The organism is Dyadobacter ginsengisoli DSM 21015, assembly GCF_059568735.1.
In genome coordinates this window covers 374628-400744 of sequence record NZ_JCANTY010000001.1, presented here as the reverse complement: position 1 = coordinate 400744, position 26117 = coordinate 374628, and the positions used below count along the sequence as shown (strand labels likewise).

At 51.1% G+C, this 26117-nt stretch carries 15 protein-coding genes; 5 read left to right on the top strand and 10 right to left on the bottom strand.

The window, feature by feature from the left end:
- Positions 1–74: 74 nt before the first annotated feature.
- Positions 75–1271 carry an outer membrane protein assembly factor BamB family protein gene (locus tag BP71_RS01285; protein WP_496375772.1) on the top strand — a complete coding sequence of 399 codons (1197 nt, stop codon included), beginning with the start codon at positions 75–77 and terminating at the stop codon, positions 1269–1271.
- Between the two features lie 72 nt (positions 1272–1343).
- Here the strand turns inward: BP71_RS01285 and BP71_RS01280 are convergent, their stop codons facing one another.
- Both BP71_RS01280 and BP71_RS01275 read right to left on the bottom strand, forming a co-directional pair.
- Positions 1344–2714 (bottom strand): trypsin-like serine peptidase, encoded by a 1371-nt coding sequence (locus tag BP71_RS01280; protein WP_496375770.1) that lies wholly within the window; start codon positions 2712–2714, stop codon positions 1344–1346.
- Positions 2714–5731, bottom strand: coding sequence for a hypothetical protein (locus tag BP71_RS01275; RefSeq protein WP_496375768.1), 3018 nt, complete (start codon positions 5729–5731; stop codon positions 2714–2716). Before BP71_RS01275 ends, BP71_RS01280 begins: the two co-directional genes overlap by 1 nt.
- Positions 5732–6039: 308 nt before the next feature.
- On the opposite strand from BP71_RS01275, the gene BP71_RS01270 reads away from it, so the two are divergent.
- Entirely contained in the window at positions 6040–7074 is a 1035-nt protein-coding gene (locus BP71_RS01270) for an esterase-like activity of phytase family protein (protein ID WP_496375766.1), read from the top strand.
- 83 nt (positions 7075–7157) lie between these two features.
- Here the strand turns inward: BP71_RS01270 and BP71_RS01265 are convergent, their stop codons facing one another.
- The 4 genes from BP71_RS01265 to BP71_RS01250 form a co-directional block, all read right to left on the bottom strand.
- On the bottom strand, positions 7158–10169 hold the full coding sequence (locus BP71_RS01265; RefSeq protein WP_496375764.1) for a T9SS type A sorting domain-containing protein: 3012 nt from the start codon (positions 10167–10169) through the stop codon (positions 7158–7160).
- A 42-nt stretch (positions 10170–10211) separates the two neighbouring features.
- Complete coding sequence (locus BP71_RS01260) at positions 10212–11870, bottom strand: RagB/SusD family nutrient uptake outer membrane protein (RefSeq protein ID WP_496375762.1); 1659 nt, start codon at positions 11868–11870, stop codon at positions 10212–10214.
- Positions 11871–11882: 12 nt separating this feature from the next.
- Positions 11883–15296, bottom strand: coding sequence for a SusC/RagA family TonB-linked outer membrane protein (locus tag BP71_RS01255; RefSeq protein WP_496375760.1), 3414 nt, complete (start codon positions 15294–15296; stop codon positions 11883–11885).
- A 247-nt stretch (positions 15297–15543) separates the two neighbouring features.
- A complete protein-coding gene (locus BP71_RS01250; RefSeq protein ID WP_496375758.1) occupies positions 15544–16539 on the bottom strand; it encodes a FecR family protein in 996 nt (331 codons plus the stop codon).
- Positions 16540–16684: 145 nt separating this feature from the next.
- Here BP71_RS01250 and BP71_RS01245 point away from each other — a divergent pair, with 145 nt between their 5' ends.
- Positions 16685–17284 (top strand): sigma-70 family RNA polymerase sigma factor, encoded by a 600-nt coding sequence (locus BP71_RS01245; RefSeq protein WP_496375756.1) that lies wholly within the window; start codon positions 16685–16687, stop codon positions 17282–17284.
- A 158-nt stretch (positions 17285–17442) separates the two neighbouring features.
- Entirely contained in the window at positions 17443–18771 is a 1329-nt protein-coding gene (locus BP71_RS01240; RefSeq protein ID WP_496375754.1) for a rhamnogalacturonidase, read from the top strand.
- A 77-nt stretch (positions 18772–18848) separates the two neighbouring features.
- On the opposite strand, the gene BP71_RS01235 is transcribed toward BP71_RS01240, so the two are convergent.
- Entirely contained in the window at positions 18849–19079 is a 231-nt protein-coding gene (locus tag BP71_RS01235) for a thioredoxin family protein (protein ID WP_496375752.1), read from the bottom strand.
- 54 nt (positions 19080–19133) lie between these two features.
- Here BP71_RS01235 and BP71_RS01230 point away from each other — a divergent pair, with 54 nt between their 5' ends.
- Complete coding sequence (locus tag BP71_RS01230; protein ID WP_496375750.1) at positions 19134–19397, top strand: hypothetical protein; 264 nt, start codon at positions 19134–19136, stop codon at positions 19395–19397.
- Between the two features lie 101 nt (positions 19398–19498).
- Here BP71_RS01230 and BP71_RS01225 read toward each other — a convergent pair whose 3' ends face one another.
- The 3 genes from BP71_RS01225 to BP71_RS01215 all read right to left on the bottom strand — a co-directional run bounded on the left by BP71_RS01225 (position 19499) and on the right by BP71_RS01215 (position 26083).
- Complete coding sequence (locus tag BP71_RS01225) at positions 19499–21643, bottom strand: alpha-galactosidase (protein WP_496375748.1); 2145 nt, start codon at positions 21641–21643, stop codon at positions 19499–19501.
- A 105-nt stretch (positions 21644–21748) separates the two neighbouring features.
- Positions 21749–24304, bottom strand: a complete 2556-nt coding sequence (locus tag BP71_RS01220; protein ID WP_496375746.1) for an alpha-galactosidase — start codon at positions 24302–24304, stop codon at positions 21749–21751.
- A gap of 66 nt (positions 24305–24370) precedes the next feature.
- Positions 24371–26083 (bottom strand): RagB/SusD family nutrient uptake outer membrane protein, encoded by a 1713-nt coding sequence (locus BP71_RS01215; RefSeq protein ID WP_496375744.1) that lies wholly within the window; start codon positions 26081–26083, stop codon positions 24371–24373.
- Between the last annotated feature and the right edge of the window lie 34 nt (positions 26084–26117).

Here is a 26117-nt window from a genome sequence, read left to right as displayed (position 1 = left end):
ACCGCACACCTGGCTGGTTTTATCGACCAATTCTCCTACTTTTATTTTTTTACCCGCTTCCTACCCCTTTCAACATGAAACAAACTGCCCTTCTGCTGATTCTCTTTTTATTTCCCCGCGCGGGTCGTGCCCAGGACCCCGTACTTTGGAAAATGTCTGTCGGTGGCGGCATACACGGTGCAGCGACGCTTAGCGACCAGGCAGTTTACTTCGGAAGTAATGATATGCATTTGTACGCCGTGGATAAAACCTCAGGCAAACCCGTCTGGAAATTCCGGTCCGGCGGTGCCATTAAGTCGGCGCCGGCGATTACAGGCAACAAAGTTGTTTTTCTAAGCGCGGACGGGAATATTTATGCCGTTGAAAAAGGTAACGGCAAACTGTTATGGACATTCAGGACGAATGGTGAACAGACCTATGATACCTGGGATTACTATCTTTCGTCCCCGGTCGCGCACGAAAACATGATCTATGCCGGAAGCGGGGACAGCTCGGTGTACGCCATCAATGCCGATTCCGGCCAAATGACCTGGCGATTCAAAACCGGCGGTGTCGTTCATGCCGCACCGGTAGTCAGGAACGGCAAGGTTTTTATAGGAAGCTACGACGGATATTTCTATACGCTCGATGCCAAAACCGGAAGCCTGGTATGGAAATTCAAAACCCTTGGTGATCCCGCATTTCCGAAAGGAGAGATACAGCGGGCGGCCTGGGTAGATGACGAAACCGTTATTTTCGGAAGCCGGGACTTTTACATTTATGCGCTGAATGCCCAAACAGGCGCTGTCCAATGGAATATGAAAGAAAAGGGAAGCTGGGTGATCGCTACGCCAACGGTGCATCAGAAAAACCTTTATGTCGGAACATCGGATACCCACCAGTTTTATTCCATGAATGCCAAAACCGGAAAAATCAACTGGGCCTTGCCTCTGAACATGCGCGTATACGCGACCGCACTGGTGATGGGCAATACCCTTGTGTTTGGCTGTTTCAACGGTAAAGTCTATTTCGTGGACCCCGGGTCCGGAAAAATCAGGAGTACCTTTCAAACCGGGCAGAGTAAGCAAAACTATGCCCTGGTGTATGACTCTACCGACCATATCCGCAAAGACTTTGATATGTACGGTGACAACTACCTAAGGGCTGAAAGTCAGATCCTGTCCCTCGGCTCGATTCTCTCAGGCCCGGTGGCAGAGGGCGGCATGTTGTACTTCGGCGATGCGAACGGGTATTTTTATGCTTTGAAAATGCCGGTTTTTGACAAACCCTAATGCGGATCGGGCTACCGGAGCAGCTGAACAAGAAAAAAGCTTCACCCCACTGTTGCCCTTGTGTTAACGGACTTAATCGGCCTCGCCCGTGATGAGACTTTGGATGTGAGGAATGGCGGTGATACTGACTACTTTCTCACCCTTGCAGTACGGTAGTCCACAGATTTTAGGCGCATTACAACCTCCATTCCAGTCATAATCCACCTCTCCTGAAACCAGCACACCCACAACTTCATTGGTACGAAAATCAAACACAGGCGAACCCGAATTACCCTGGGCCGCAAACAACGAAGTGTAAAAAAACTCAGCATTTCCGTTTGACTGTACGCTGGCATTCAATGCGACTTTCTTGGGTAATCCATAAGGATGACCGATCATATAAATGGGGGTAAGGACAGCTGGCAACTGTTCCTTTGCGTACTTCAACACGGGTCTGTCCAGGGGGCGCGAAACTTCGAACACCGTAACGTCCAGCGTTTCCGAGCTCTGGACGATGCGGGTAGGATAATAAATGTCTTTTAAAGAAATCAATCCTTCATATGCACCCGTTTTATTAACCATCTCAAAACCAAATACGACTACATAACGGCTCAGGTCTTCCTCAAGGACATGGCCGGCCGTCACCATGGTTTGTCTGGCCAGAATAAAAGCAGTGCCAAGGCCGATAACGGGCTGATCGATAAACGGCGTTCCCGGACAAAGTTTGAACCGTTGCCCGAGCGTAATGCCTACGTCGAGCTGGTAGATACTGTCCGTAACCGCGTGCAGTTTGTTCTTTTCAATCACTATGGCCACGGCCCTGGCATTATCCAGGATCTGCTTTTGCCATGGGATCGCCGGGGTAAGGGATCTGAGCTCCGTACGTTTTTCATAGCTCGCGGGTCCACGTTCAAACCTAGGCACGGGATAAACCCTGGGAGCCCGTACTAAAACCGGCCGCACCGGCTCTGGCACCACATTTAGCGGAAAGTCCGGCGATTCACTTTGTTCCCTGGTAATAGCAAGGGTAAGCGGCGCGGAAATGACCTCACCGGTGGACGTCGCGGTGAGCACGGTTCCCTCCACCGGCACCTTCACCAATTCCTGGCTCGCGGGTGACGGAGGTGTTAGCTGTGGTTGCGGTGTTTCCGCAGCTGGTGTCGCAGCCTGTTCCGTAACTGGCGTGGATGGCACAACCGGCTTGTCGGTGATAGCTTGTATTTGGGATTGCTGGTAAACTTCCTTATTGGTCTGATTCTGGTTGTAACTGCTGTTCTTTTGCTCATCGCTCACCACTTGCCCCGGTATCGGAACCTTAGCCTGAACGGGAACAGAAGCGCCCGGACCAGCCACTGTGGGCGCGGGAACCGGTGCTGTCCTTGCCGGTGCTGGTGCCGCAGGGTCCGTCTGGGCGTAGACCTGCCCCAAACCTGTTATCAATAGTGGTAATAACAATGCTTTCATCAATCGTCGAAACGAGGTTTGGTGTATAAATTGAATAACGGGATATCAATTACCAACGCAGCCCCAAAACGCACCGACTCGAAGAATGTCGGTTCCTCATTCACCTTAATACGCTTTACCTCAGGCCCAAACTGACCTCCAACATTGATCGCCAATGGCGTATTTCTGAAACCATAATGAAAGAACAGGCCTGGCGAAAAGAAGTTTTTAAGCTTGAATTCAGGTAAGGCACTGGTCGCCGAATTATTATCCAATCTCAGCCGGGTCACTGCTCCGATATCGATAATCGGGATGAATACACCGATAGAATTGCCCTTGAGAAGGCCTCTGGATGCGCTCAGGCCAACGGGTGCTGTAAAACCTACCGTAAATGCATTACTGATACTTTTTGTCTCCGTAGACTCGTTTTTCCAGGAACGCTCTCCCCCGGGCATTATCCCGGGATAACTATTAACTGAAAAATTAAAGAGGGCTGTCCGTTTGATCGTATAACTTCCTGCCGGCAACGCAAATGCTTCGATCGCTTTTTCAACATCCTCAGCATCCTCTGCCGCGGCCATGTCATTTACAAAATGAAGCAGCGAAGTAACCCTGGGGTCGATGGCGATGTTGGCTCTGCTCGGCAATAGGGCGAGATAGTTGTTGAGGCGAGTGGTCAGCTGCTTTCGGGCAGCCAGCAACTCATTTCCTTCATTTTTGTACCCTTTCAATACATAATTGTCGTATATCGCAAAAGCATAATCACCGATGCTCGTTTTCATCTGAAGAATTTCCTTCTCCCCGAACAACTTATTCTCGGTTCCTGATTTTAGTTTGAACTGAGCTGCTCTCATTTCGCTTACCACATGGTCGACCAATGTGGAAACAGGGACGTTCACGTAATAGGCTACCAACAGACAGGCAAAATCAGATCCTCCCAAGGTAGTGGCGACTGCATTGAAGTCTGCATTTGTAAATGTTCTGTTGACGCTCGTTTTCGTGATATTGTCCACAAATCCCTCCAATACATCGAGGGAACTCATCTGAGGGGTTGTGTCAAAATTGGCCTTGTAAAACAACCGTATCCGGTACAGCTCCTCCAAAACTACCCCGGCAGACTTTATCATGCTCTCATTTACCTTGAATGCTCCCGCTTCCTGGTTTTGCAAGACACTGTCTGTGATCTTGTTCCAGTATTTAAACTTTTCGAACTGATTCATAAACCCGAGTTTGAAAACATTCGACCTCACCTCCGACACGGCTGATTGGGGCGTAAGGCTGGCACCAAGTTCCAGTGCTTTCGTTAACGCATTGGCATATTTCTTCTTCTGCAGATCCAGAGCAACATCATTGGCTGTCCGGGCAACAACGAAATACGGCTTCGCTAATTTCCTAAGTTCAAGCAACTTAAAACTTTCAAACGAAAGCTCCCTGAGCGGATACGCATACGCTTCGCTCGGAGGAAATGCGGTAATCAGATAATTGACCAGTGTATCGCTAGCTTCAATTACCTTCTCAGACAGCTCTATCATACTATCGACGAAATGATAAACCGTATCCGCACCGATTTTCACACCAGCTTTATTCGCTTTCCTGATTTCCGTTGCGCTTACAATAACCTTTTCGGCATTTTCACCCAGCTCGCTCAATAAGAAAGTAAAGAATTTCCTTTCTCTAAACAGGTCTTTTTTTCCCGGTTCCCTACCAACAACCGAGCTGAGAGCCGCTCCCATACTGTAATTGCAAGCAGATTCTCCAGTCTTGGTTTTTCCCTTGATCGTGAAGTGAATATCATAATACTTTTTATGCTGCTGGTTGAGAAAACCCATGTAAAGCAAGTAAAAGTGTTGCTCCGCTGCATATGTTCCAAAAAAGTCCTTTCCGGCAAACCGAACGTCTCCATTTTCAACTATTGTCATACTTTGCCCGATCATCGAGCTGAGTTGAACGAGGTTCGCAATATTGAACTTGACGGGATTACCTGGTTCCTGCTTCCATCTGTTTAAGTTTCTGCTATTTTCAATCGTCTTGAAAAAATCAACCGGATTTCTCAACTTAGAAAGGTCGGGAATGAGCGTCAGTGCTTCAAAGGCAAAATCAATGTCCGGATTTTTGTCAATCAGCCGTCTTATTCTCGGGGTGTTGTTAAGGGCTCCCGCATTCTCAAGAAGATGGTTCAGATCGTCCTCAATGTATTGTTTAATTTCATCAGGAAAGCTCGTTATTTTCTCTGCGTGAAAACCGAGCAGGTATTGCGTCGTCCGCGGCAGCAACACCTTGAATTCCGCAAACGGGTCATCCTCTCTCGGGTTTTCTAGCCATACCTTTACCCGTTCGATCACGTAGGTCGTCAACTCCTCTTTAATACGCTTGGCGAGAAAACGACCGAGCCCGTCAATCACAGTCTCAAAGGCCAGATCGCCTCCGATGAACGGGATACTTTTCTGAATGCTGGAAGTGTTACTCGATGCGCTGAAAGGGTCAACGCCCTGATCGGCAATTTCATAGTATTTCCTGGCGTACGAAGCGATTGCGTATTTCAAAAATACGTTCTCTTTTCCAATTGAATCTTCAATCACCTTTAGTTCTCTCAGGTCCAGCTTCAACTTTGATTCCAGATACTTGATTTTTGCCGCGTCTATTTCTGCATTAAGATTCTCCGTTAACATGGTCAGACTGTCAAGGAATTTTACAGTCATCGAACCTGAGGTCACGGATGCAATGGATGCAAGTTTCTTCTTACAGATGTCTAATGCCGCCATTCTCACGGCCGCTTCTTTGGATAAAATGCCAAGGCTGTCATGCTTTATTTTGCTTTTTTCCTGATCTGTCAGGTAGGTCTTAAAAATAGCGATCACCAACGCGCGATCTTTAATGATCTCGTCACCCCGGAGTTCGGGATCGATCGTATTGTAGTCTTTTTTGAGTAAGTCAACGAGCGTAGCGGAATGGCCGGCAACAGGTGCATCTTTCTGAGCAGAGGCACTTGTAAAGCATAATAGGAGTAGTAATAAGAAAACAGGTAGACATTTCATCATCCGGATGTTGAGATAGAGGTGGTAAATAAACTCCCTTGGGGTTGATCTAATTTATCAAGTTTTTGGTGAGGGCTCTGAAAAATTTAGTTTCCGGTTTTTTCGGCAACAATCCAATAACGGCACTGCTTATACGCACTCTATTCCCGACCATGCCAGTCTCATCGTAAGGTCATTCGCATTAACCCAGCCCTTCCGCTCAATAAGTTCCCGGCAAAAACGACATCACATTTGCAATAAGGTCCTACATTGACAGTACAGTCAAATCTGCAGCCGCATTTTTTCCCTGGCTTTCTAAACATAACTCCTCTATGCGAAAATCCTTCCTATTGCTCCTGCTCGCTGTGGCGAACAATGCCCTCGCCCAATCGATCGTGCTGGAAAATGATTCGGCACGTCTTAAGGAGCATCTTAACATTTCGCTTCCGGATCAGACTTTTGGGGGAATATCCGGTTTGGAATACGTTCCGCTAAGAAACAAATGGTACTTTCTGACCGACGGCAAAAAACCTTCGCGCCAAAGCTACCTGTTTGAAATGACGGGTTCCGGGGCCGATTCTCTCCCGCAATGGAGCACGAAAGACAATCTGCAACGACATACCCTGGGCGGAGTCACACAGGCAGAAGCGATCCGGTTTGACGGGAAACAATTTTGGTTCTGCACCGAGGAAGATGCAGAACCAGCCGCCCAGTCCGACGGCATTTTCGAAAAAGGTTACATCACCCGGCTTTCGGATCAAAACTGGTCGCCCGAAGAGCCCCGATCGTTCCGATATGCATCGCTGTTTAGCAACCGTGGATATGAAGCCATCGCTTTGGCAGGAAAGGACACTGTGTGCACCATAAGCGAATGGCCATTCCGTCAGGACGGAAGGTATGCCAGGCTGACACTGATGTCCTGCCCGGATGGGGTTTGCCAAACAATCGGCGAGTATGCCTATGAGCTAGACATCAATTCCTGTGCGGACCAAGGTCAAAAACTCGGCGAATCCATTGGCAATGGCATCTCTGAAATGCTCTATATCAACAACGGCAGGTTCTTGATTCTGGAACGCTGTTATGATGGACACACGGGCTATGTTACGCTTTACGAGACCCGCATTACGTCTCAGGCCACCGACATTCGGGGTTTGACTTTCAAGCATCTGGAAAAATCAGAACCATTCCGACCGCTCCCGAAACAGGAAGTTTTCAATTTCAATTCAATCAAAGAACTCACCGTAGACAATCTGGAAGCGATGACGTGGGGACCCGGCAGGCAAACACTGGTAGCGGTTTCCGATAACAATTTTCTTGGAGCCCAAAAAACGCAATGGGTCGTATTGAAAGTCATCGGAGGACTTTAATTCAGAACGTCAACTCACTGATTGGGCAATGCAGAAGGGCTTGAATACAGGTTTTGTGCAAACCGTTTCAAGCCCCTCCCTTTTTAATACTTGTTAAACTTCGCACCCGAAATTACTCCACCCGCGGATTCGACTTCCACCACATAGGTACCGGCACGCAGCGGGCGAATGCCGGGAACAGAAATCACTTCCGACGGATTGGCATAACTTCCGGACAGCATGCATTTGCCATTCATATCCACCAGCCGCACCATAACCTTTCCGCGCAAGTTTTCCCCGAGTTCGATGTGCAGTTCATCGGTTCCGGGATTGGGGTAAATATTGATCTTCGATTTGCTGTCGTCGGCCTTCCGGTAGTCGACCTGCCTGATGCGTGAATTTTCCGACTTGCCGTCAAAATCCACCTGTTTCAGTCGGTAGTAGTTCACCGCCTGGTATACCGGATTGAGATCGTGAAAGGAATACGATCTTTCCCTGGCCGAATCGCCTGCCCCGTCTACTTTACCAATGGGTTTGAATACGCGCCCATCGGTGCTCCGCTCGATGACAAACTCCTTGTTATCGCTTTCGTCAGCGGTGTTCCATTGCAGCAATGTGCCGGTATTGGATTTTCCGGCAGTGAAGCTGATCAGCGTCACGGGTAAGGTCGTATTATTGAATTCCACAATAACGGCATCCGATGCAGGGACGGTGATGGAAAAGGTGCCCTGCGCATTCGCGGCCATTTGCCGGAGGTTCTGGGCTCCGCTGAACAATTCTTTGGTAGCATAAACATCCGTTCCGCTCAGGCCGGCGCGTGCCAGGTCGACGGCGAAGTTTTTGGCAGACCCGCCGTAATTGAAAATGGCCAGATAGTATTTATTCCCTATGTTTTTGACAAAGACCTCATTGGCCTGATTACCGGTATTTCCCTCGACGGGTATGAATACTTTACCTTCGACAGCCAGCGTCAGCAAGTCCTCATTTTGAAGGAGCGTTTGCGAAGTGGTCGTCCATGCGCCGGCCGTCGAAAAATCGTCCCCGGTAATCCATGTCCCCGTCACAATGCCCGAGGCAAGTCTCGCGCGGTTTTCACCGGCAGTTTCGGCACCGAAAACGAGGTGGTCGCCATCCAGGTAATTGTAAATGTGCTGTTGCCACCAGCCATAACTGGTGCTGTTCAATGTGTAGGCCGTTTCGCTGATATCCTTGTAGGCATCGCACGCGATCCTGCGCATGTGGGCATAACGCCCGGTAGCAAGGCTGGGCGAAATGGCGGCATAAACGAGCATTTTTCCGTCCAGCTGATCGGTCAGGTACTCCATTCCCTTGCGGTAAGCCTCCATGCCGGTGTGGATGGTGTTGTCGTAATAGCTGTCGGCTTCCAGGGCCGCATGGCCAAGAAAATCAATCTTGATCATTTCAAACCCGCAGGCGATAAATTTCCCGATCACCATCTGAAGCCTGGCCTTCGTACCCGGGTGCGTGGGATCAAGCGCATAGGCCCCGTCCAGTTCTACCGGGCTGCCATTGGCTTTGGTCCAGGCGTCCTGGTAATTATAACTGCTGCCTTCCATTTGCCTGTCAAACTTGCCCCAGTCTACAAAAGGTGCCCAGTAAATGCCGGGTTTAAAGCCCTTGCTTTTGCAATAGTTGGCGAATTCGGTCAGCTCATTGAAGTTTCCGTTAAGGCCTCCCCCCGACATATTATCCCAATAGGAATCCAGATCGATGTACAAAGTACTGTCGCTGTTCCTGAAATCCGGTACGCCCGTGGAAAAGAAATCGACAACCGATTTGGCTTTCGGGAGATTGATCGCCGACTGGATTGCGCCCCAGCTGTTCCAGCCCAATGGCGTGCCCGCCGTCCAGTTAAAAATATAGCGCGGTTCGGCAATGGCGTTGGCTTTACCATACTCGTCAAAATTGTTACGCCAGTCGGTACCGTAGCCCACCATGATCTTCGGTGAGCGGCAGTTCGTTTGTCCAACCGACACCCACCCATGGCCCCGTTTATCGCGGGTAACGCCTTCCTGCGTCCACCCGGCCACGACGGCGAGGTAAGAAGTAGCTCCCCTTCCCTCACCCACAAGGTTCACTCCTGTTTTCCATACGGAATGCTCCACCGAGCCGATCACCAGCCCTTTCCGGGTTGCATTATCGTAAATAGCAGCTGTTTCTGAACTAAAAAAATTGGCATGGCGGATTTCCTTGGCATCATAGCGGATCCAAGCATCGTTGTCGAATGGTACGAACAATGCGCGCCGGTCGGTATTGGAATGGATATCCACGTCATTCGACACCAGCGGCGTCATTTTGTAACAGTTGGAGCCATTGCCTGTGAGAACGAGCTCTGTAAAGAAATAATCTTTCCCCGGGTAGGTGTAAAATACCTGCTGCATGCCCAGCAACCCGCTCCCCGACATCGTAATCACGTGTCTGGTCCCCGAACCGAAGCCGTCCGTAACCGGCGACGATGCATACGTGCGGCTGGTGTACCCCTGCTTGCTGTTGTACACCTGGTCGGAATGGGCTGTTGCGGAAGCTTCGCCAATAACCTTGCTATTGTTGAAGTAAACCGTGTAATGGCCGTTATTCAGATCATACTCGATGCGGCTGTTGGTGCCAAAACCAATCGTCTGAACATTCGGCGTATTGGCGGGATCAAAGGCGATCTTGTCGATATTCGGCCCGTAGCCATTGGGGTTATCCAGCCGGATGCTGTTGCTGCCCGCATTCAGCACAATGCTGGCGGTAGTGGTAGCGACAGTCGACCAGCCGCCTGATGCGGGGCAGGAAACAGCGATGTAATTACCGCCGTTCGGGGTCACATTGATCGTCCGCGGATCGCCGGTACTATAAGAAATCGTCAGATTGTAGGTTCCTGCCGTAGCTACCGTCACGGGGATCACCACTGCGCCGTTGCCCAGATTACCAACCTGGCTGCCACCCGAGCAACCACCACACCCCTGAATATCGGCCCCGTTGGAAAGCACACCGGCTTCCGCCTCGTAACTCTGTGCCCAGGCATTGTTTTGTCCCAATAGAAACAAGAAAAAACTCAATAAGGTCCATACGCGGCCCGCACGTTGCCGCCCTGATAATATCTTTTTCATAAGCAGTGATTACAGGTTAATTTTTTGTTTTTAAATCCGGGATCAATAACCCTTGTTTTGTTGCAATGCGCCGCCCGATGCCTGGATCTCGCTTTGCGGAATGGGCTGCCAGTAGTTTTTCTCCTGAAATTTGCGGCCGTCCAAAGCGACGATCCTGACGTACTCGATGGAGCCGTCCGGTTTCTTTTCCGGCCTGACACCATAAGCAGGGATGTTTTCGGTCACATTGGCGATTTTCCAGCGACGGACGTCGAAGAAACGGTGTTCCTCAAAAGCCAGCTCCACCCGGCGCTCGTTGCGTATGCGGTCGCGCATCGCGGTTTGTGTTAAACCCTTGGGAAGATCGGGCATTCCGGCACGCTTGCGGAGCGTATTCACGGCCTCGTATACGGATGCATCCGGGCCGGCAGCTTCATTCCGGGCTTCGGCGTAGTTTAGCAGGATTTCGCCATAGCGGATGTATTTCCAGGGCTGAGTAGCCGTCTGATTGGCATTACGGATCGGGCTTTGGTCATTAATGAATTTGTATACATAATAACCTGTCTTGGTGGTATTCCAGTTTTCGTTCCCGTCTTTACTGTCCTGACCTCCGGGTACAAACGTTTCCACCTTCCGCTCCCGGTAGGACGCGCCATTGTAGAGAATGCTCATCGTCAGGCGCGGATCGCGGTTTTTGTAAGGATCCTTAGGATTATAACCCGATGCCGGATCGGTGATCTTCGTGCCATCCATCATTTCATAATCGTCCACGAGGTTCTGCATCGGCGTATTCCCTGCCCAGCCGCCGTAGCCATTCGGGCCGTTCACGAGTTCCAGGTTCGTGTGCTCATTCGTGGGTGAGTACAGGCGGATAAAGATGTCTTCCTGCGTATTGTTCGTGATAAAAAGCTTGCGATAGTCGGCGTAGAGCGAGAATACATTTTTGTCCATCACTACTTTGGCCGCGTCGGCAGCCTTCTGCCATTTGGCGGGATCGTTCTGGTCGTTACTGTACAACGGGCTGGCCGCATAGAGCAACAAGCGCGCTTTCAAAGCCAATGCGGCATACTCTGAGCCTCGTCCCGGCACCACGGTCGTTCCGGCCAGGCCAGCTGCCGCCGCGTCCAGCTCGGCGACGGCATAGGCCAGACTCTCATCAATCGATCTCCGCTGGTACAGTTCTGTGTAGTCGCGGTCTTCCAAAGTGTAAACTTTGTCGCCTATTACCGGAATGCCTCCGAAGTTACGGATCAGGTCGTGATAGCGGTAAGCCCGGATGAACCGCAGTTCGGCTTTGAGCCTGCGCTTGCCCGATTCGCTCATCGGCACCTTGTCGAGGTTAGCAAGGCCATAATTGCACTCACGGATGCTTCGGTAACTTCTCGTCCAGGTGTTGGAAATCCAGCCGGTACGGTCCGGCGCAGCATTACCCTGCTGTACAAAGTAGGTGTCATTATCAAAGTTACAGATCGACTCGTCCGTCACCGAGCTCATCCAGGCATCTTCAAATCCCCGCCCGAAACCGGGTTTATCGCTCTCCGTCGAGAGCTGCACGCCCACATAACGGCCTACCACATACGCATCGGCAAGTGCGGAGTCGGCCCAGATAGCCTGGTCGGAAATAATGTCGGTCGGTTTGGTATCCAGGAACGCATCGTCGCAGGCACTGAAGATTGCCGAAAGCCCTGTAAAAAAAAGTATAGTCAGTTTATGAAATCTCATGTTATTTTCAGTTTAAAATGTCACGTTCAGGCCCAGGTTGTAGATTTTCTGCTGCGGATAAAAGAAAGCATTGCCATTATCCCCTTCCGGATCGAAATCCTTCACTTTAGTAAATGTCAGGAGATTGAACCCGTTGGTGTAGATCCGCAGGCCACCCAGCCCGATCCTGGAAACCAGGCGCGCCGGTACATTATAGGCGAGCTCTACATTTTTCAGGCGCAAAAACGCGGTATTCTGAAACCAGAAAGTGTTTTTGTAGCTGCCGTTCACGCCTGTACCCGTGCGGGAATCGATCCTTGGTGAAGAACCGTTCAGATTGGTCGGGCTCCACGCATCTTCCGCTCTCGACTGCATCACGCTGCTGAACTCCCCGGCTTCCACCACCACATATTGTGCTACCCGCGCCTGTCCCTGCAACAGGATATTCAGACTGAGGTTTTTCCAGCCTCCACCCAGGTTCACACCATAGGTCACCTGCGGTACATTGCTGAACTCCGACCGGATTCGATCCGCTGCGTCGATCTTTCCATCTCCGTTGTAATCCTCGTATTTAAGATCTCCCGGCTGTGCGCCCGATACGTGCGGGTAGCCATCCACTTCCTGTTGCGATTTGAAAACATCCATCGCCCGGTACATCAGGTCGGCATTGGGATTTCCGAGGTCGGATCCGAGCGGCATCCCTGTTGCGCGCTGGTAGTCCAGCGTATTGAGTGCCTCGTCTACAAACACGACCTTGCTTTTGGCAAATGCAAAGTTACCGCCCATGGAATAGGTGAGGCCGTTGTGGCTGCCTGTGTATTGGATCTGGGTTTCAACACCCCTGTTGTGCACCTCCGCGATATTCTCTTTGGGAATCTGTGCGCTGCTGATGCCGGTCACAGCCGGGATGCTTACGTTGCGGCTGGCGAGAATATTCGTCCTGTTTTCGAAAAACAGGTCCAGGTCAAAAGTGAGCTTCTTGAAGAAAGTCGAGTTGATACCCGCATTGTATTTTTTAGCCACCTCCCAGGTAATGCCGGGGTTGGCCAGCAGGGAATATTGGATCAACGGCACATTGGTGGCATTGTTACCCGTGGAAAACGCACCGTTCCTGACCTGGAAGTTATCCCGGAACTGGTTGGGATTGACGCGGTCATTACCGAGCTCACCATAAGAAACCCTTAGCTTCAAGTCGTTGATCACATTACCGGTCTGGAACCAGGGCTCCTGGGATACCCGCCATCCTAATGACACTCCGGGGAAAAAACCGTAGCGTTTGCCCGGCGGGAATACCGACGACCCGTCGTAACGCAACTGGACCTCGGCCAGGTATCTGCCCAGGTAATTGTAGTTCAACCGTCCGAAAACGTTTCGGCGCGAAGTCCTGTAACTGCTGCCGCTATTTCCGTAGTCCACCGGTTGTGCACCGCCCTGGCTGAGGTCGGGTAATTGAGTAGTGATGAAATTGTTCCTTGAGGCGCTGAAAAACTCCTGCGTTTCCCGGCTTTGCTCGTAGGCAATGAAAGATGAAAATGCATGATCGCCAAAATTCTTCACGTAGTTCAGCTTGACATTACCCGTCAGCAATGCCCGGTTGGTCTGGCTCTCATACATTTGCGCGGCTGCCGGGCCACCGAGCACCGAGGTGTATTGCTGAGATGTTTTATTGTATTGATAAACAATCCAGTTGGTCTTCATTTCCTTGGTAAAGGCGAAGCTCTGGTCCGCCGAGAAGAACCCGTCCACTGACAGGCCTTCGACCGGCAGTTTGTAGCTGGCCCTCAGAATACCATTGGAGACGGTCGTCGGACTGTTGTTTGTGCCGGCAAGCGTCGCCATCGCAATAGGGTTCTTGCCCTGCTCCACCCCTGCACCCAGGCGCCCATCGGGATAGCGTGCAGGCAGGGTTGGGTAGGTTCTGTACAAAAACTCAAATACGTTGCTGGCACCGAATCCTGCGATATAACTGCGGTTTTCCCTTCGCGTAGCCAGCTGTACGCCAAAGCTTAGTTTGTCGTTGACGGTCACATTTACATTCGACCGGATGCTGTATTGCCGGTATTTATTGACGCCGTCGCGGTATAGCCCATCCTGATAGAGCGTCCCGGCCGACACGAAATAGTTGATCTTGTCGGTGCCGCCGGAAACCGACAGATTGTGCTGATTTTGAGGCGCTACCGGCTTCATCAATTCTTTCACCCAGTTGGTATTGGGGTAGTTGACCGGATCGGACCCGTTCCTGAATTTTTCTATTTCCTCATTGCTATACCGCTGGTTCATACCGCTGCCGGGATTGCGGTAGTAATCGATCGTATTGAGGATACCCGCGTACGTAGGCGCATCCACAAACTGCGGCAGCCTGGTAGGCTGTACAAATCCCTGGTTGAAAGAATATTCAAACTTTGCCTTTCCCGAAAGCCCCTTTCTGGTGGTGATCAGGATAACGCCGTTCGCTGCCTGTGCCCCGTAAATGGCGGCTGAGGCATCTTTGAGCACGGATACACTTTCGATATCGTTCGGATTGAGGCGATCGAGACCGCCGATGGCATTGGCGATGCCGTCGATCACGATCAGCGGGCTGCTGTTACCGGTGGTGGCACGTCCCCGGATGAGAATGCTCGACCCATCCGACCCCGGCTCTCCTGAGCGGTTGTTGGCGATCAGGCCCGGCAGACGACCTGCAAATGAATTGGAAACATTAGGCTGCGGGCTGCGGGCAATTTCCGAACCCTGTACTGTCGCCACGGAGCCCGTTACATTTTTCCTGGACTGCGTGCCGTATCCCACCACCACAACTTCGTCCAGCGATTTCGAATCCACTTTGAGCGAGACGTTAAGTACCGCCTGATTTCCCACAGTCACTTCCTGTGACAGGTATCCGACGAATGAAAATGTCAGCACGGCTGCACCCGACGGAGCATTTTGCTCGGGAATATCGAGTGTAAAACTGCCTTCTTCGTTGGTCACCGTGCCGCGCTGGGAACCTTTCAGCACGACGCTCACGCCCGGGAGCTTCTCGCCTTTGTCGTCCGTCACCGTCCCCGACAGGGTAATATCCGTCGGTTCGGCCACGGTCGTCGGGCGCGCCGAACCAGGTGTGAGGGGGTCGCCGGAAAAAGAAACCTTTCGACTTCGTTTGAGTATGATCTGGCCGTCGCCGGCCTGATAATCAATCAGCAGTGGTGACAATAGCCGGTCCAGCACCACGGAAAGCGGCTCGTTGGAGGCTGTGAGGCTCACCCTGGTCCGTATCGGTATAATACTGCGGCTGTAAGCGAATCGTACCCTCGCCAGGTCTTCCAGCCTATCCAATGCGCTCCCGAGCGAAATATTTTCCACCTGGATGCTTACGTTCCGGGCAAGCAGATCCTGGGCGTTGGAGCTACGCGCATAGCCCGCCGCAGCTACCATTCCGATCAGAAAGAGTTGTAAAATCGATAACCGCATAATATGGTATGCCGTCTTGCTTTTTAGAAAAAAACACATAAGTTTGAAATAGTTAAGTATGAACAATAAGAAGCCTTTCATCACCGGCAAGTGATGTTCACATCAAGACTTCGTTCAGCGTCAGGAGTGCTTCCATCACTCCTGATTTTTTTTGAAGGAAAAGGTTAATTCTGGTGTCTGCGTGTCATCATAAAGAAATGGATTAAGTAGTTAATCTGGGTATTGCATACGCTCTTCCGGGCCGGGCTCATTCCGCCGCACATCCGGGCCCGCTGATCACGATCGCGTCATCTTCCATTTTGTAATCCGCTTCGACGATCTGCATCGTCATTTCCAGTATTTCGGCAAGCCGGTTCTGATCGAATGTCGCTTTGACCCGGCAATTGGCAAGATCCGGGTTAGCAAGACTGATTTTCACATCGAATTTTTCTTCCAGGCGTTCTACTACCTCCCCAAGCTTTGCATCTTTGAATGTGAGCGAAACGGGCTGCCACAAAGGAGCCTTATCGGACAATACCGGTGCTGCTTCGCTGGTGAGCTCACGGGACGCTACTTTGTAAATAGCCTGCTGCTGCGGAAGCAGCGTTACTTCACGGCCCTCTTCGGCTGTAACGGAAACCTTGCCCGTCACGACCGCTACTTCGTACTGCGCAGCTCCACGGTTCGCTCTCACATTGAAGCTCGTCCCGAGTACTTTCACTAGCACACTTTCGCTATGGACGAAAAATGGCCTGGACGCATCGTGCGTGACTTCAAAAAACGCCTCGCCATGTAAGGTCACCTCTCTGGAATCGGCCTTAAAGTCGCCTTTGCTGTAAGCGATTTCCGCTCCCGGATTCAGCCAGGCCATGCTGCCGTCCGGAAAAACGTGCTTCTCTACCTGCAAAGTCTGGTTCCGGACGGCAATCCGGCCCGGGCCGGCAGTGAAACCCGTTTGCTTCCGGGATACATAATAGTACGTGCCCAATCCGGCTACCAGCAAAAATATAGCCGCAGCGGCATAACGCAGGAAAATACGGGTGAGTGACGGCCGGAGAGCCCGTTCTTCTATCACCTCATCCGAAGTCAACCGGATCTGCTCCCTAACCTTTTTCAAATGGCGGGGCTGGTCGAATACCTCCTCTGTCGCTTCACCGGCGCCCAGGGAAGCATACCACTCGTCTACCAGAAAAATCTCTTCGGGGGTGCAATTGCCCTCTACGTAACGCTTCAACAGTTCCGGTGAGATGTTTTTATTACCCATTGCCTGTTTGTGATAACCTTTTTAGTCAATTCCTTAACTACAAGACGCACGGCAGCGGAACATCCCTAGTGAATTTTGAAGAAATTTTATGACTAATACTATGCGAATCCTTCTTAATTTTGAACAAAGTTGATGCGGGGACTACATGGACAAAGCTTACCGGGATAGCGAAGATCTGGAATTATGGCGGCTTACGAGGGTTTCCGACGACGCATTGGCCTTTGCGGAGCTGCATCGCCGCTTTGCGCCAAAGCTCTACGCATTGGCCCTCAGAAAAACCGGAAACAGCGAAATATCGGAAGATCTGGTTCAAGACCTTTTTGTACATCTATGGCTGCAAAGAGCTGCCATCCACATTGAGAAGGCGTTCAATCTTTACCTTTTTACAGGGCTCAAAAACCGCATTATTTCCTATTACCGGAAACAACTCGGCCGGCACACTATCCCGCTGCATGAGCTCGATGTGGAAACACTCACCTCGCAGTCGGCAAATCTGGTGCAGGAATGGCTGTCGGTGAAAGAAGTTCAGGAAATTTACACCCGTGAGCTCGCCAGCCTTCCCGAAAAGAGCAAGCACGTTTTTGAATTGAGCCGGAGCGGCGTCCCCAACCGCGAAATCGCCCAAATGCTCGATCTTTCCGAAAAGACCGTCGAATTCCACATCAGCAAATGCCTGCGGGTGCTGCGTGCCAAATTCGGTTATGTCGTCAACGTACTGGTTTGGGTTTTGGCCAACGCAATCTGAATGCCCCGCCTCCGGGCAGCCCGTTACGTACACGGCTATTTGTTACCGGCAGGTTACAGCTGAAAATCTGCCACGACGATCTTGCAGGTTTTTTCAATGCGCATTAAATTAAAAATAGTTGCAAATTGTCGCCGCATTAATCAACGGTCTTTTTTGCCATGCCTAAATCCTGCCTGCTGCTGCTGTATTTCGTCTGTCTTTCTTTTGCTGCGCTTGCCCAGGAGGGTAAATCAGTTGACTTCCCGGACGGGACAAAAATACCAGACTGGTTTTCAGACAGTTCAAAAGTCAATATATCCAGTTTGGGAAAGCAATTCGTGATCACCAGTCACGGTGCGTCGACGGACAGCAGCGTGGTACAAACAGCCGCTATTCAAAAAATCATCGATGAGGCGCACGCGCAGGGCGGCGGGGTTATCGTGATTCCAAAAGGTACATTTCTGAGCGGTGCTTTGTTTTTCAAACCCAATACCCATTTGTATATGTCCAAAGGTGCGGTACTGAAGGGATCTGACAACATTGCCGATTACCCGATCATGCCGTCCCGCATGGAAGGGCAAACTCTCGATTATTTTCCTGCATTGGTGAATGCATATGGTGTAAACGGCTTTACCATTTCAGGCGAAGGGACCATTGACGGCAATGGACTGAATTATTGGAAGGCGTTCTGGCAGAGAAGAAAGGAAAACCCCAATTGCACCAACCTCGAAGTGTCCCGCCCCCGACTGGTATTCATCTGGAAAAGCAACCATGTGCAGGTCCAGGACGTGCGCCTACAGAACTCGGGTTTCTGGACGAGCCACTATTATCAGTGCAATAATATTAAGATTCTGAATGTCAGGATCACCGCTCCGCATGAGCCGGTCAAGGCACCGAGCACAGACGCCATCGACCTGGACGTGTGCAGCAACGTGCTGATCAAAGGCTGCTACCTCGCGGTAAACGACGATGCCATTGCATTGAAAGGAGGTAAAGGGCCCTACGCCGATACCGATCCCGGTAATGGCGGTAATACCAATGTCATCATCGAAGATTGCGTCTTCGGGTTCTGCCATGCTGCGCTCACCTGCGGAAGCGAGGCCATCCATAACCGTAACATCGTGATGCGCGACTGCCATATTGAAAACGCCATGAGGGTGCTCTGGCTGAAAATGCGACCGGATACACCTCAGAAATACGAGTTCGTCAGTGTTGAAAATGTGGATGGTAACGCGTATAGTTTGATTTATGTGAAACCCTGGACACAGTTTTTCGATCTGAAAGGCAGAAAGGATGTGCCGCTTTCCTATTGCGACCATATCACGCTCAAAAATATCCGGTTGAAATGCGAGGTCTTCTTTGATGTCAGCCCGGGCAAATATGATAAATTATCCAGGTTCTCATTCGAAAACCTGGATATCAATGCAAAAAATGCGGCATTTGACAAAGCTGTCGTCGATGGCTTTACGCTTTCGAAAGTGCAGGTCAACGGGAAATTGATCCGGTAAAGTCCGGCATGTGCCTCCTCCTGCTATACCACTCGCATGATATTCGGCAAGCCCGGTATCCGGGCTTGCCGAATCGCTTATTTCAGGTCTTCGATCGAAGCACCGAAATTGATATGTAACACATTTCCGTTGGGTGTTACGAGCGCAGGTACCGATTTCACCCCCGCCTTTTCAGCGTCGGCAAGCCTTGCATGCGCTTCACCCAAATGCACCACTTCTACCAGTTCCCCGGGGATCAGATTCAGCACGTCTTGTTCCGCACTGATACAAACAGGACATCCTGCATGATAAAAAACCGCCTTTTTCATGATATTGGTTTCTAATGATCTTTTGCGATATCGCAAAGCGAAATTATTGCCAACTTGGACCAGCTACATGGTGCAGTTTTCACAAAAGAAAGTAGTCCAGGTGTTTCTTATCTCGCGCGCTTACAAAGCGGGACCCGCGGATCATTTCCAGACGGACTTTGCCGTATACAGCTCCTGATTGCTGACTTCAATGCGATTACCCCAGAAAAGGAGGTCTTCCCGGGAGTTCGCAACCGGCTTTCTTTCCATGGAGCAGGGGTACAAACCGTTGTCGATAAAAACTTCCACGGAAGTCTGGCCGACATAGATTTTACGTGATCACAACATGGAAGTATACTCCCGGAACATTTATACTCTGAAGCGGGCAGGTCTCGCTCCGCTAATGCGGCCTCCTCACCTGCCCGCTTCCCAGTTACGCTTTATTCCACCACGAGCCACGTGTATCCTTCCGCCGGAATCTCTACCTGATAGTCGACCTCATAGTTCCGGTCGACCTTGCATGTCCGGGCAGCGCCTTCTTTCACTCTGATCTTTACAGACTGATGATTTCCCGTATAATAAAGTGGCAGTTTAATGTTCCTGACCACATTTTCGCTGGTCGGATTGTAAAGCATGACCAGTCCTTTCTGGGGCAACGCCGGGTTCACGTGCATGATCCCGTCCCAATCCCGCCCATCGGCACGGCGCAAATGGATGATATCGGAGTTAAGGATGTCCCTGTATTTCTTATACCAGCTGATCACCCGGCTGACGGCGAGCCTGGTCTCCTCGGTGTCGTACAACCGCGGCCCGCGGTAGCATGCCTGCACGCCGGCTCCATAGTATTGCATCATCAGTTGTTCGTAAGCGTCCAGATGCTCCGACAATGGTTCCAGAACGGCTTCCGGCCCACCACCCTGGTACTTGGTCAGCGGTACAAATCCCCAGACCATAGCAGGCGTTTCATTCCAGGTGGCATCGTAAATGTTTTGTCTGTTCAGTATTTTCTGCTGCTCGCGCGGGAGCGAAAAATTAACTTCCCGGTAACCCAGGGCGATCTTATTGGTTCCATCCAGGAAATACCAGTCGGGCGCGTTTACATAAACTCCGTTTTCATTGCACCAGTGATACAGGTCTTTTTGCAGCGCCATTTGTCTCCACTGCGAATCGGCCAGTCCTTCGTGGCCGGGATGCGATGTCGATGCGCAGACATCTCCCGGATAAGGCCCGTCGTTCTCAAAAATGTTAAACCCGGTGTAGGTCATGAATTTTTTCAGTTTTTCAAGATACGCCAACCCCCATTTACTGCCCAAACATGGCGCATTGCCAAAAAAAGCTCCGCCGGGCCTCCCTGTTTTGGGATTGATCACATCATCTTCATCACTGATCTTCCTGGAACTGAAAAGCGAGTAGCTGCCGATCAGCACCTTTTTGCTATGCGCATAATCAGCCAGCTGTTTCCATTTCGAAAGGTTTTCGGGGCTGATGTCTTCCATATTGCAGTGGCTGCCGAAACTCAGGATCAACGCCTCATAGCCCGTTGCCGCGCATTGATCAATGGCTGTACGGACCTGCTCGTCATTTTTGCTTACCAAATGCATGAAGATCGGGTTGACCGTTGTCCAGGGGGCGATGGTCCGGTACATTTTCCGGATCGTCATTCCTTTTCGCTCGCGGTCATAGCTATCCATCAGAAGCTCGTAGGTCCGGATCGATTCCAGGTTTGCGCCCGCTTTCAAACGGAAGCCCATGTTGATCTTCGGATGAACTTCCAGGAGGCAGGGAGTCTGGTAATCATAATTCACCTGTGACGTATAGCTTTTATCAACCTTCCAATGCGTCGCCTGGTTACTCAGCGGGTAGCGCATCGCATTGTTGAATGCAAAATTGTTTTCAACGTATAAGCCATTGGGTTTGGCCATTTCTTCCGGCTTTCCCACTACGGCACTCTCTTCTTCGGTCACGGCCAGGATTTCATTCACTACCTGGTCCACCACCACGTCCGCCTTGCCCTGATTCCCGATCGTTACCCATTTGGAGATCAGCGGAATACCATCAAAAATGGCATAATGTACTGCTACTTCGAGGCCCGAGAGCGCAGGAAGCGACGACCGGAACCGAAAAGTAACTTCATTACCGGAAGCATTCTTTTTGGTTCCGGCCCACATCTCCGTTTTCCAATTCAGATAAGGTTCAATCGGAGTGATTTTGAAATCTATGTAGTGAAACGCGCTGTCCGATACTTTCATCTTATCAAGCCATTGCGGCAGCAAATAGGCGTTTTCGGTTTGTCCGTACAAACCTCCCACATTGTAGGCCGTGCCGTTGAGCACCACTCTGGCCTCCGGTTTTACGGCACGCAGGAGCTGTTGTCCGGTAGTCAGGTTTTTGTACTCGATACAGGCTAGGTCAGGTTTGAGCCGGAACACTCTCTTCACGAGGCCGTTGGACATCACAATGTCCCTGCCATCCTGAGAATGCCCGATGCGCGCTTTCGCGGATTCCGGTTTGACGAGCCAGTCGGCGGTGGTTTGGCTCCGGGCAATAGAACTGATCAGGCTGACTGCTAAAAAAAGGTACTTCATATTTAAATCAGATTGGTAATGAGCTATTCGTGTCCCTGCGGACGAAACAAGATAAGGTGTTTAGGAATAATGGACTGATATATCTGCTAATACATTCAATAATAGTCACTTGACACCATAAAGCCGCACGGTTTCCCTCCGTGTGTCATTGGTAATGGGCCAAAGCAAATTTTTGCCCGTCGGGCGGGAAGGCGCCAGCTTAACCGTCCGTTCGACCAGTATATGGCTTTCGAAACCTTCCTTTTGATCATAGGAAATGGTAATACGTCTGCCTTTATAGGGGCTCAGGTCAAATGCCTGCATATTCCAATCCCGGGCCTTCTCGCTCACCATCCCCGCTTTGGCATAACTCGCAAATTTGTTGAGACTGGCCTTCGCAACCCGCCGCGGTAAAGCCGGTGCTCCATCTATTTGAATCGCCGGAATCTTTGGATAACCAATCAGCAACAGATCACAACGTCCACCGGTATCACCGGGCACTGTCAGCATGGTTTGCGCCTTGTTCGTTGATGTCGCCAGACTGTTCCATAAAATTTTACCGGCCGGTTTTACTGACGGCCCCGGTTTTCCCTTTTGGAATGAGAAGGCCATCGTGGCATAACCGGGTAGTTCGATTTCTATTTTTCCACCCGATCTGAAAGTAGCCGGGTAGGCATCGCGATAGGGAAAAAGAACCAGGGCCGAATAGCTTTCCCCGGCTTTCTGCACAAAGCCGGTCTGCTCATCGAAAGGGATCACGAGCTTTTGTGCATCGGCACCCGGATTACGGGCCACCAGTATGCCATTTTCCTGGTGCCATCCGATATAGCCGTACGCATTGCCTTCGTCGGGCCGTCCGCCGACGTAAACCGTATTATTGAGCATCGCCCGGTTTTCTTTCGCCCAGTTATCAACCGTGCAAAGCGCTTTCCATTCGTCGGGTTTCAACGCAGAAGGTGTGATGTACCACTCTTTAGGCAAAGTACCCCGACCGTAATGCATCAACACATATTCCAGCCAGTCCTGCAAATCATCTTCGCGGCTTTCCATTCTTCCATTAGAGCTTTTGATAATTCCGTGGGTCATTAAACGGGAAATCGGAACCAGCGGCCGGTCCGCCGGATTTCCCCACATACGCCATATGAACGTATCACGGTCGGTCGAGCCCATGGCGCGCGTCGAAATCTCGGGCCAGTTTCCGTTGGTCCCGTCATCGCCGGCAAGCATCCACAGATAGTCGCTGTACATGAGCCACCATGGCGAGAACCAGACCCAGTTCGTGAGATTTTGCAAAATATCCGGTTTCACCTTTCTGGTTGCGAGCAGTACCTCGATCGCCGCATCCAGGTTTGCCTCATGCCCGTGCCGGTCCGTGGCAGGATGTCCATTGTCTTCGCCGGTATCACTCAGCTGGTTGAAATCGTGCTTGTAATAAACAGCTCCTGTTTCCTTCACGATAAAAGGTACCTGGCGCAGCAGTTCCTGCTTGTACTTTGGGGATGACAGGCTGTAATAACGACCAAACTGCTTGAAATATGGGTTAGGAATGGCTTCGCGATAGCCGTTTTTGACTCCCCAGCTAATATCATTGACGTAACCGTTGAGCGACAGCCAGAACCCGAAGTCGGTACCTTCATTTTTAAGTTTCTTGGTGAGCGCCTTGACGTCCGTCCAGCCATTGGGAAAAAACTTCGGCAGCGGCCGCCAAACCGATTTCGTATCCTGCCAGCCATTGTCCACCACCATTGCATCGAGTTTTACGCCATATGGTTCGGTTGCTGCCGTGAACTCCCTATAGATATCGACCAGGGCATTGCCGCTGAGATCTTTCGCTTTGGGTTCGAACCAGTTATTGTAATGCAGAAATGACCTGGGGGCCTTCCAGACCGTTGCCAGATATTCCATGAATGCCCGGTTTGCCGAAGATCCAGCCCTGGCAAAGCCGCAAACGGCTGTCTTGCTGCGTACTGTGAATCGTCCCGAATCTGCCGGAGCCGCATAGCCCGGAAAATGCATGAGCCTGATCATCCCCTTCGTTCCGGCGGGTTCGATATCTCTTCCGTCCAGGTCGATAAAACTGTAATTGCCTACTTTCTCATAATGCCGCGCATAGTCAGCAGGCGTATTTCCGTTGGTATGGCGGCTATAACCGGCCGGGTATTCCAGCCCTGTAAACCACCGGTTGTCGATCATTACGGGCTCTCCCCTGCCTCCCCCCGAGGCTGGCTTGCCCACGGTAAAACGCTCCACTTCCAGACGATCAATCGTCGCGGCTGTCTGAAATTCCAGCGACAACCCTTTACGGATGTGCTGCTGTCCTTTCACAGCGAAATAGATGACTTCCAATTTCCGGGGCACGGCCGGTTTCCCGCTCACCGCTGGTTTAGGGCGATAGGTTATTTTCAAAAAACTGGTGTCCGCAGAACGGGAACTGACCGGCTTCCCATCGGCGATGAAGTCGGAAACCGAGAACCCCTCTCTTGCGTCAAGCGGTAAAATATGAAACTCTTCGCTTTGGGTAGCCAGTTCGATACGGCCGGAGGCATCCGCAAACCGCGTGGTTCTCCATACCTGCCCATCGTAGGAAAGGATGCGTCGGATCTGGTCGTTCTGAATGACAATCTCCTGTGCCAATGCGGTGGTGGCAATGCAAAGGAGAATCCCTGCAAAAAATCCTCTCATAATTCTGTCAAAAATGGATGATAAAAAGGGTGCGGTGCTCCGTAACGGACGAAACACCGCAGTGGTTTACATGCCTTCCAGCGGATCGAAAGTACCATCCCCCCAACCTTTGGTTTGCTTCAACTTCGCATTCCCCTGGATAGTGGCTGTACTTAACGGCAGAAAGTACATGTTTTCATTGTAAATCATCGGCGAGTTATCCCTGTCGTAGAGCGTATATGTAAAACCCCCGGGCTTCGAAGCATCTTTATTCAGGATCATCGCGTGACGTTTGTCCTTGCCCGTCATTTTGGTATGCATTAATCTCCATCTCCGCAAATCCCACAGCCGTTTCTGCTCAAATGCAAATTCCACATATCGCTCATCCTGAATGGCCTGACGCATTTCAGCCTGGCTCATGGAAGGGTTCAGCCCATATAGTTTGCCCGCCAGTGCGGGATCTCCCGGCGTAGTTTCGTTAATGCCTGCGCGCTTACGGATCTGTTTCAGGACGTCAAATGCTTCCGCCAACTTATTCAGTTCCATGGCCGCCTCAGCATAGTTCATCAGCACCTCGGCATACCGCATATCGATGTAGTCCGTTCCCGAAATCTGCGAATTGGTGATATCAAGCGCTTCGTCAATCGCTTTTCTGGAATAGTATCCAGTCAGTGTCCCGTTCTGCTTCCCATAAGAATAGCCGTTTCCAGATGCATCCGCATTCAGCTCCATCGTTCTGCCCAGATAGGACGCACCATTGTACACGACCGTGGCGTAGAAACGGTTATCGCGGTTTTGCCAGCTTTTGGTCACGTCGCCTGCATACTGCGCGTCGTTCCAGGTCGTCTTTTTGCCGTTTTTCAGGGGAAATGCATCCACGAGTTCCTGGGTAGGATGGCAACCGCCGGTAGCATTGGCGGTGAAATCGATCGGCCTGACCGCCGCGTCCCTGTTCTGGGTGCGTCCGCCAGGATTCAGGTAACGGATCGCGAACACCACCTCTTTGTTCATTTCCGACAGGAACAATGCGGCATTGCTGTAAGTATCCACCAAGCCGGCGCCACGCCCGTTCAGGTAAGTAACAGCCTCCTTGTTTGCATCGTAAGCAGCCTGCCATGCAGCGGCATTGTTCGACGGATTGAACTGCGGGCTGGCACGAAAGAGCAGCACCCTGCCCTTCATGGCTAATGCAGCGCCCTTGGTTACCCTCCCCAGGTCCGCGGCAGCGTACGATTCAGGTAATTCATTTGCCGCTGTATTCAGCTCCGAAACGATAAACTCGAAGCATTCCTTGGTCGGATTACGCGACACCAGCAGATCGTCCTCCCTTTCCTGCGGGGCTGTTACCAGCGGCACGCCACCATATCTTTTGACCATCTCGAAGTAAACAAAAGCCCGGATAAACCGTACCTGACCTTTGAGAGCCGTTTTTGTGGCCTGATCAACGGTACTGGCCGGCTTATCGATCTCTTGCAGAAACAAGTTCATTTTGCGGATATCGGCATAGGGCCAATAGCCTGGTCTGCCACCTTCGATGACGTTGTCGATGGTCGTCGTACCCGAAATCCAGCTATTACTTCGCGAAGCCTCATCGGTCGCGTCGGCTACTGTCACGTCCCACGACGGCACGGACAGATAAATGTTGTTCACAAAAGCCGTTGCAAGCGCGGGGTCGGTCCAGACATCTTTTTCTGTGATGGCCGACAAATTCTTTTTGTCCAGCACATCCTCGCAGGACATCAGCCCCAGTGAACACGCCAGCATCATGGCGCACAGGTATTTATATGTTTTGCTTCTCATTTTTTCTATGCTTTGATCAACTGAAACCATTGTT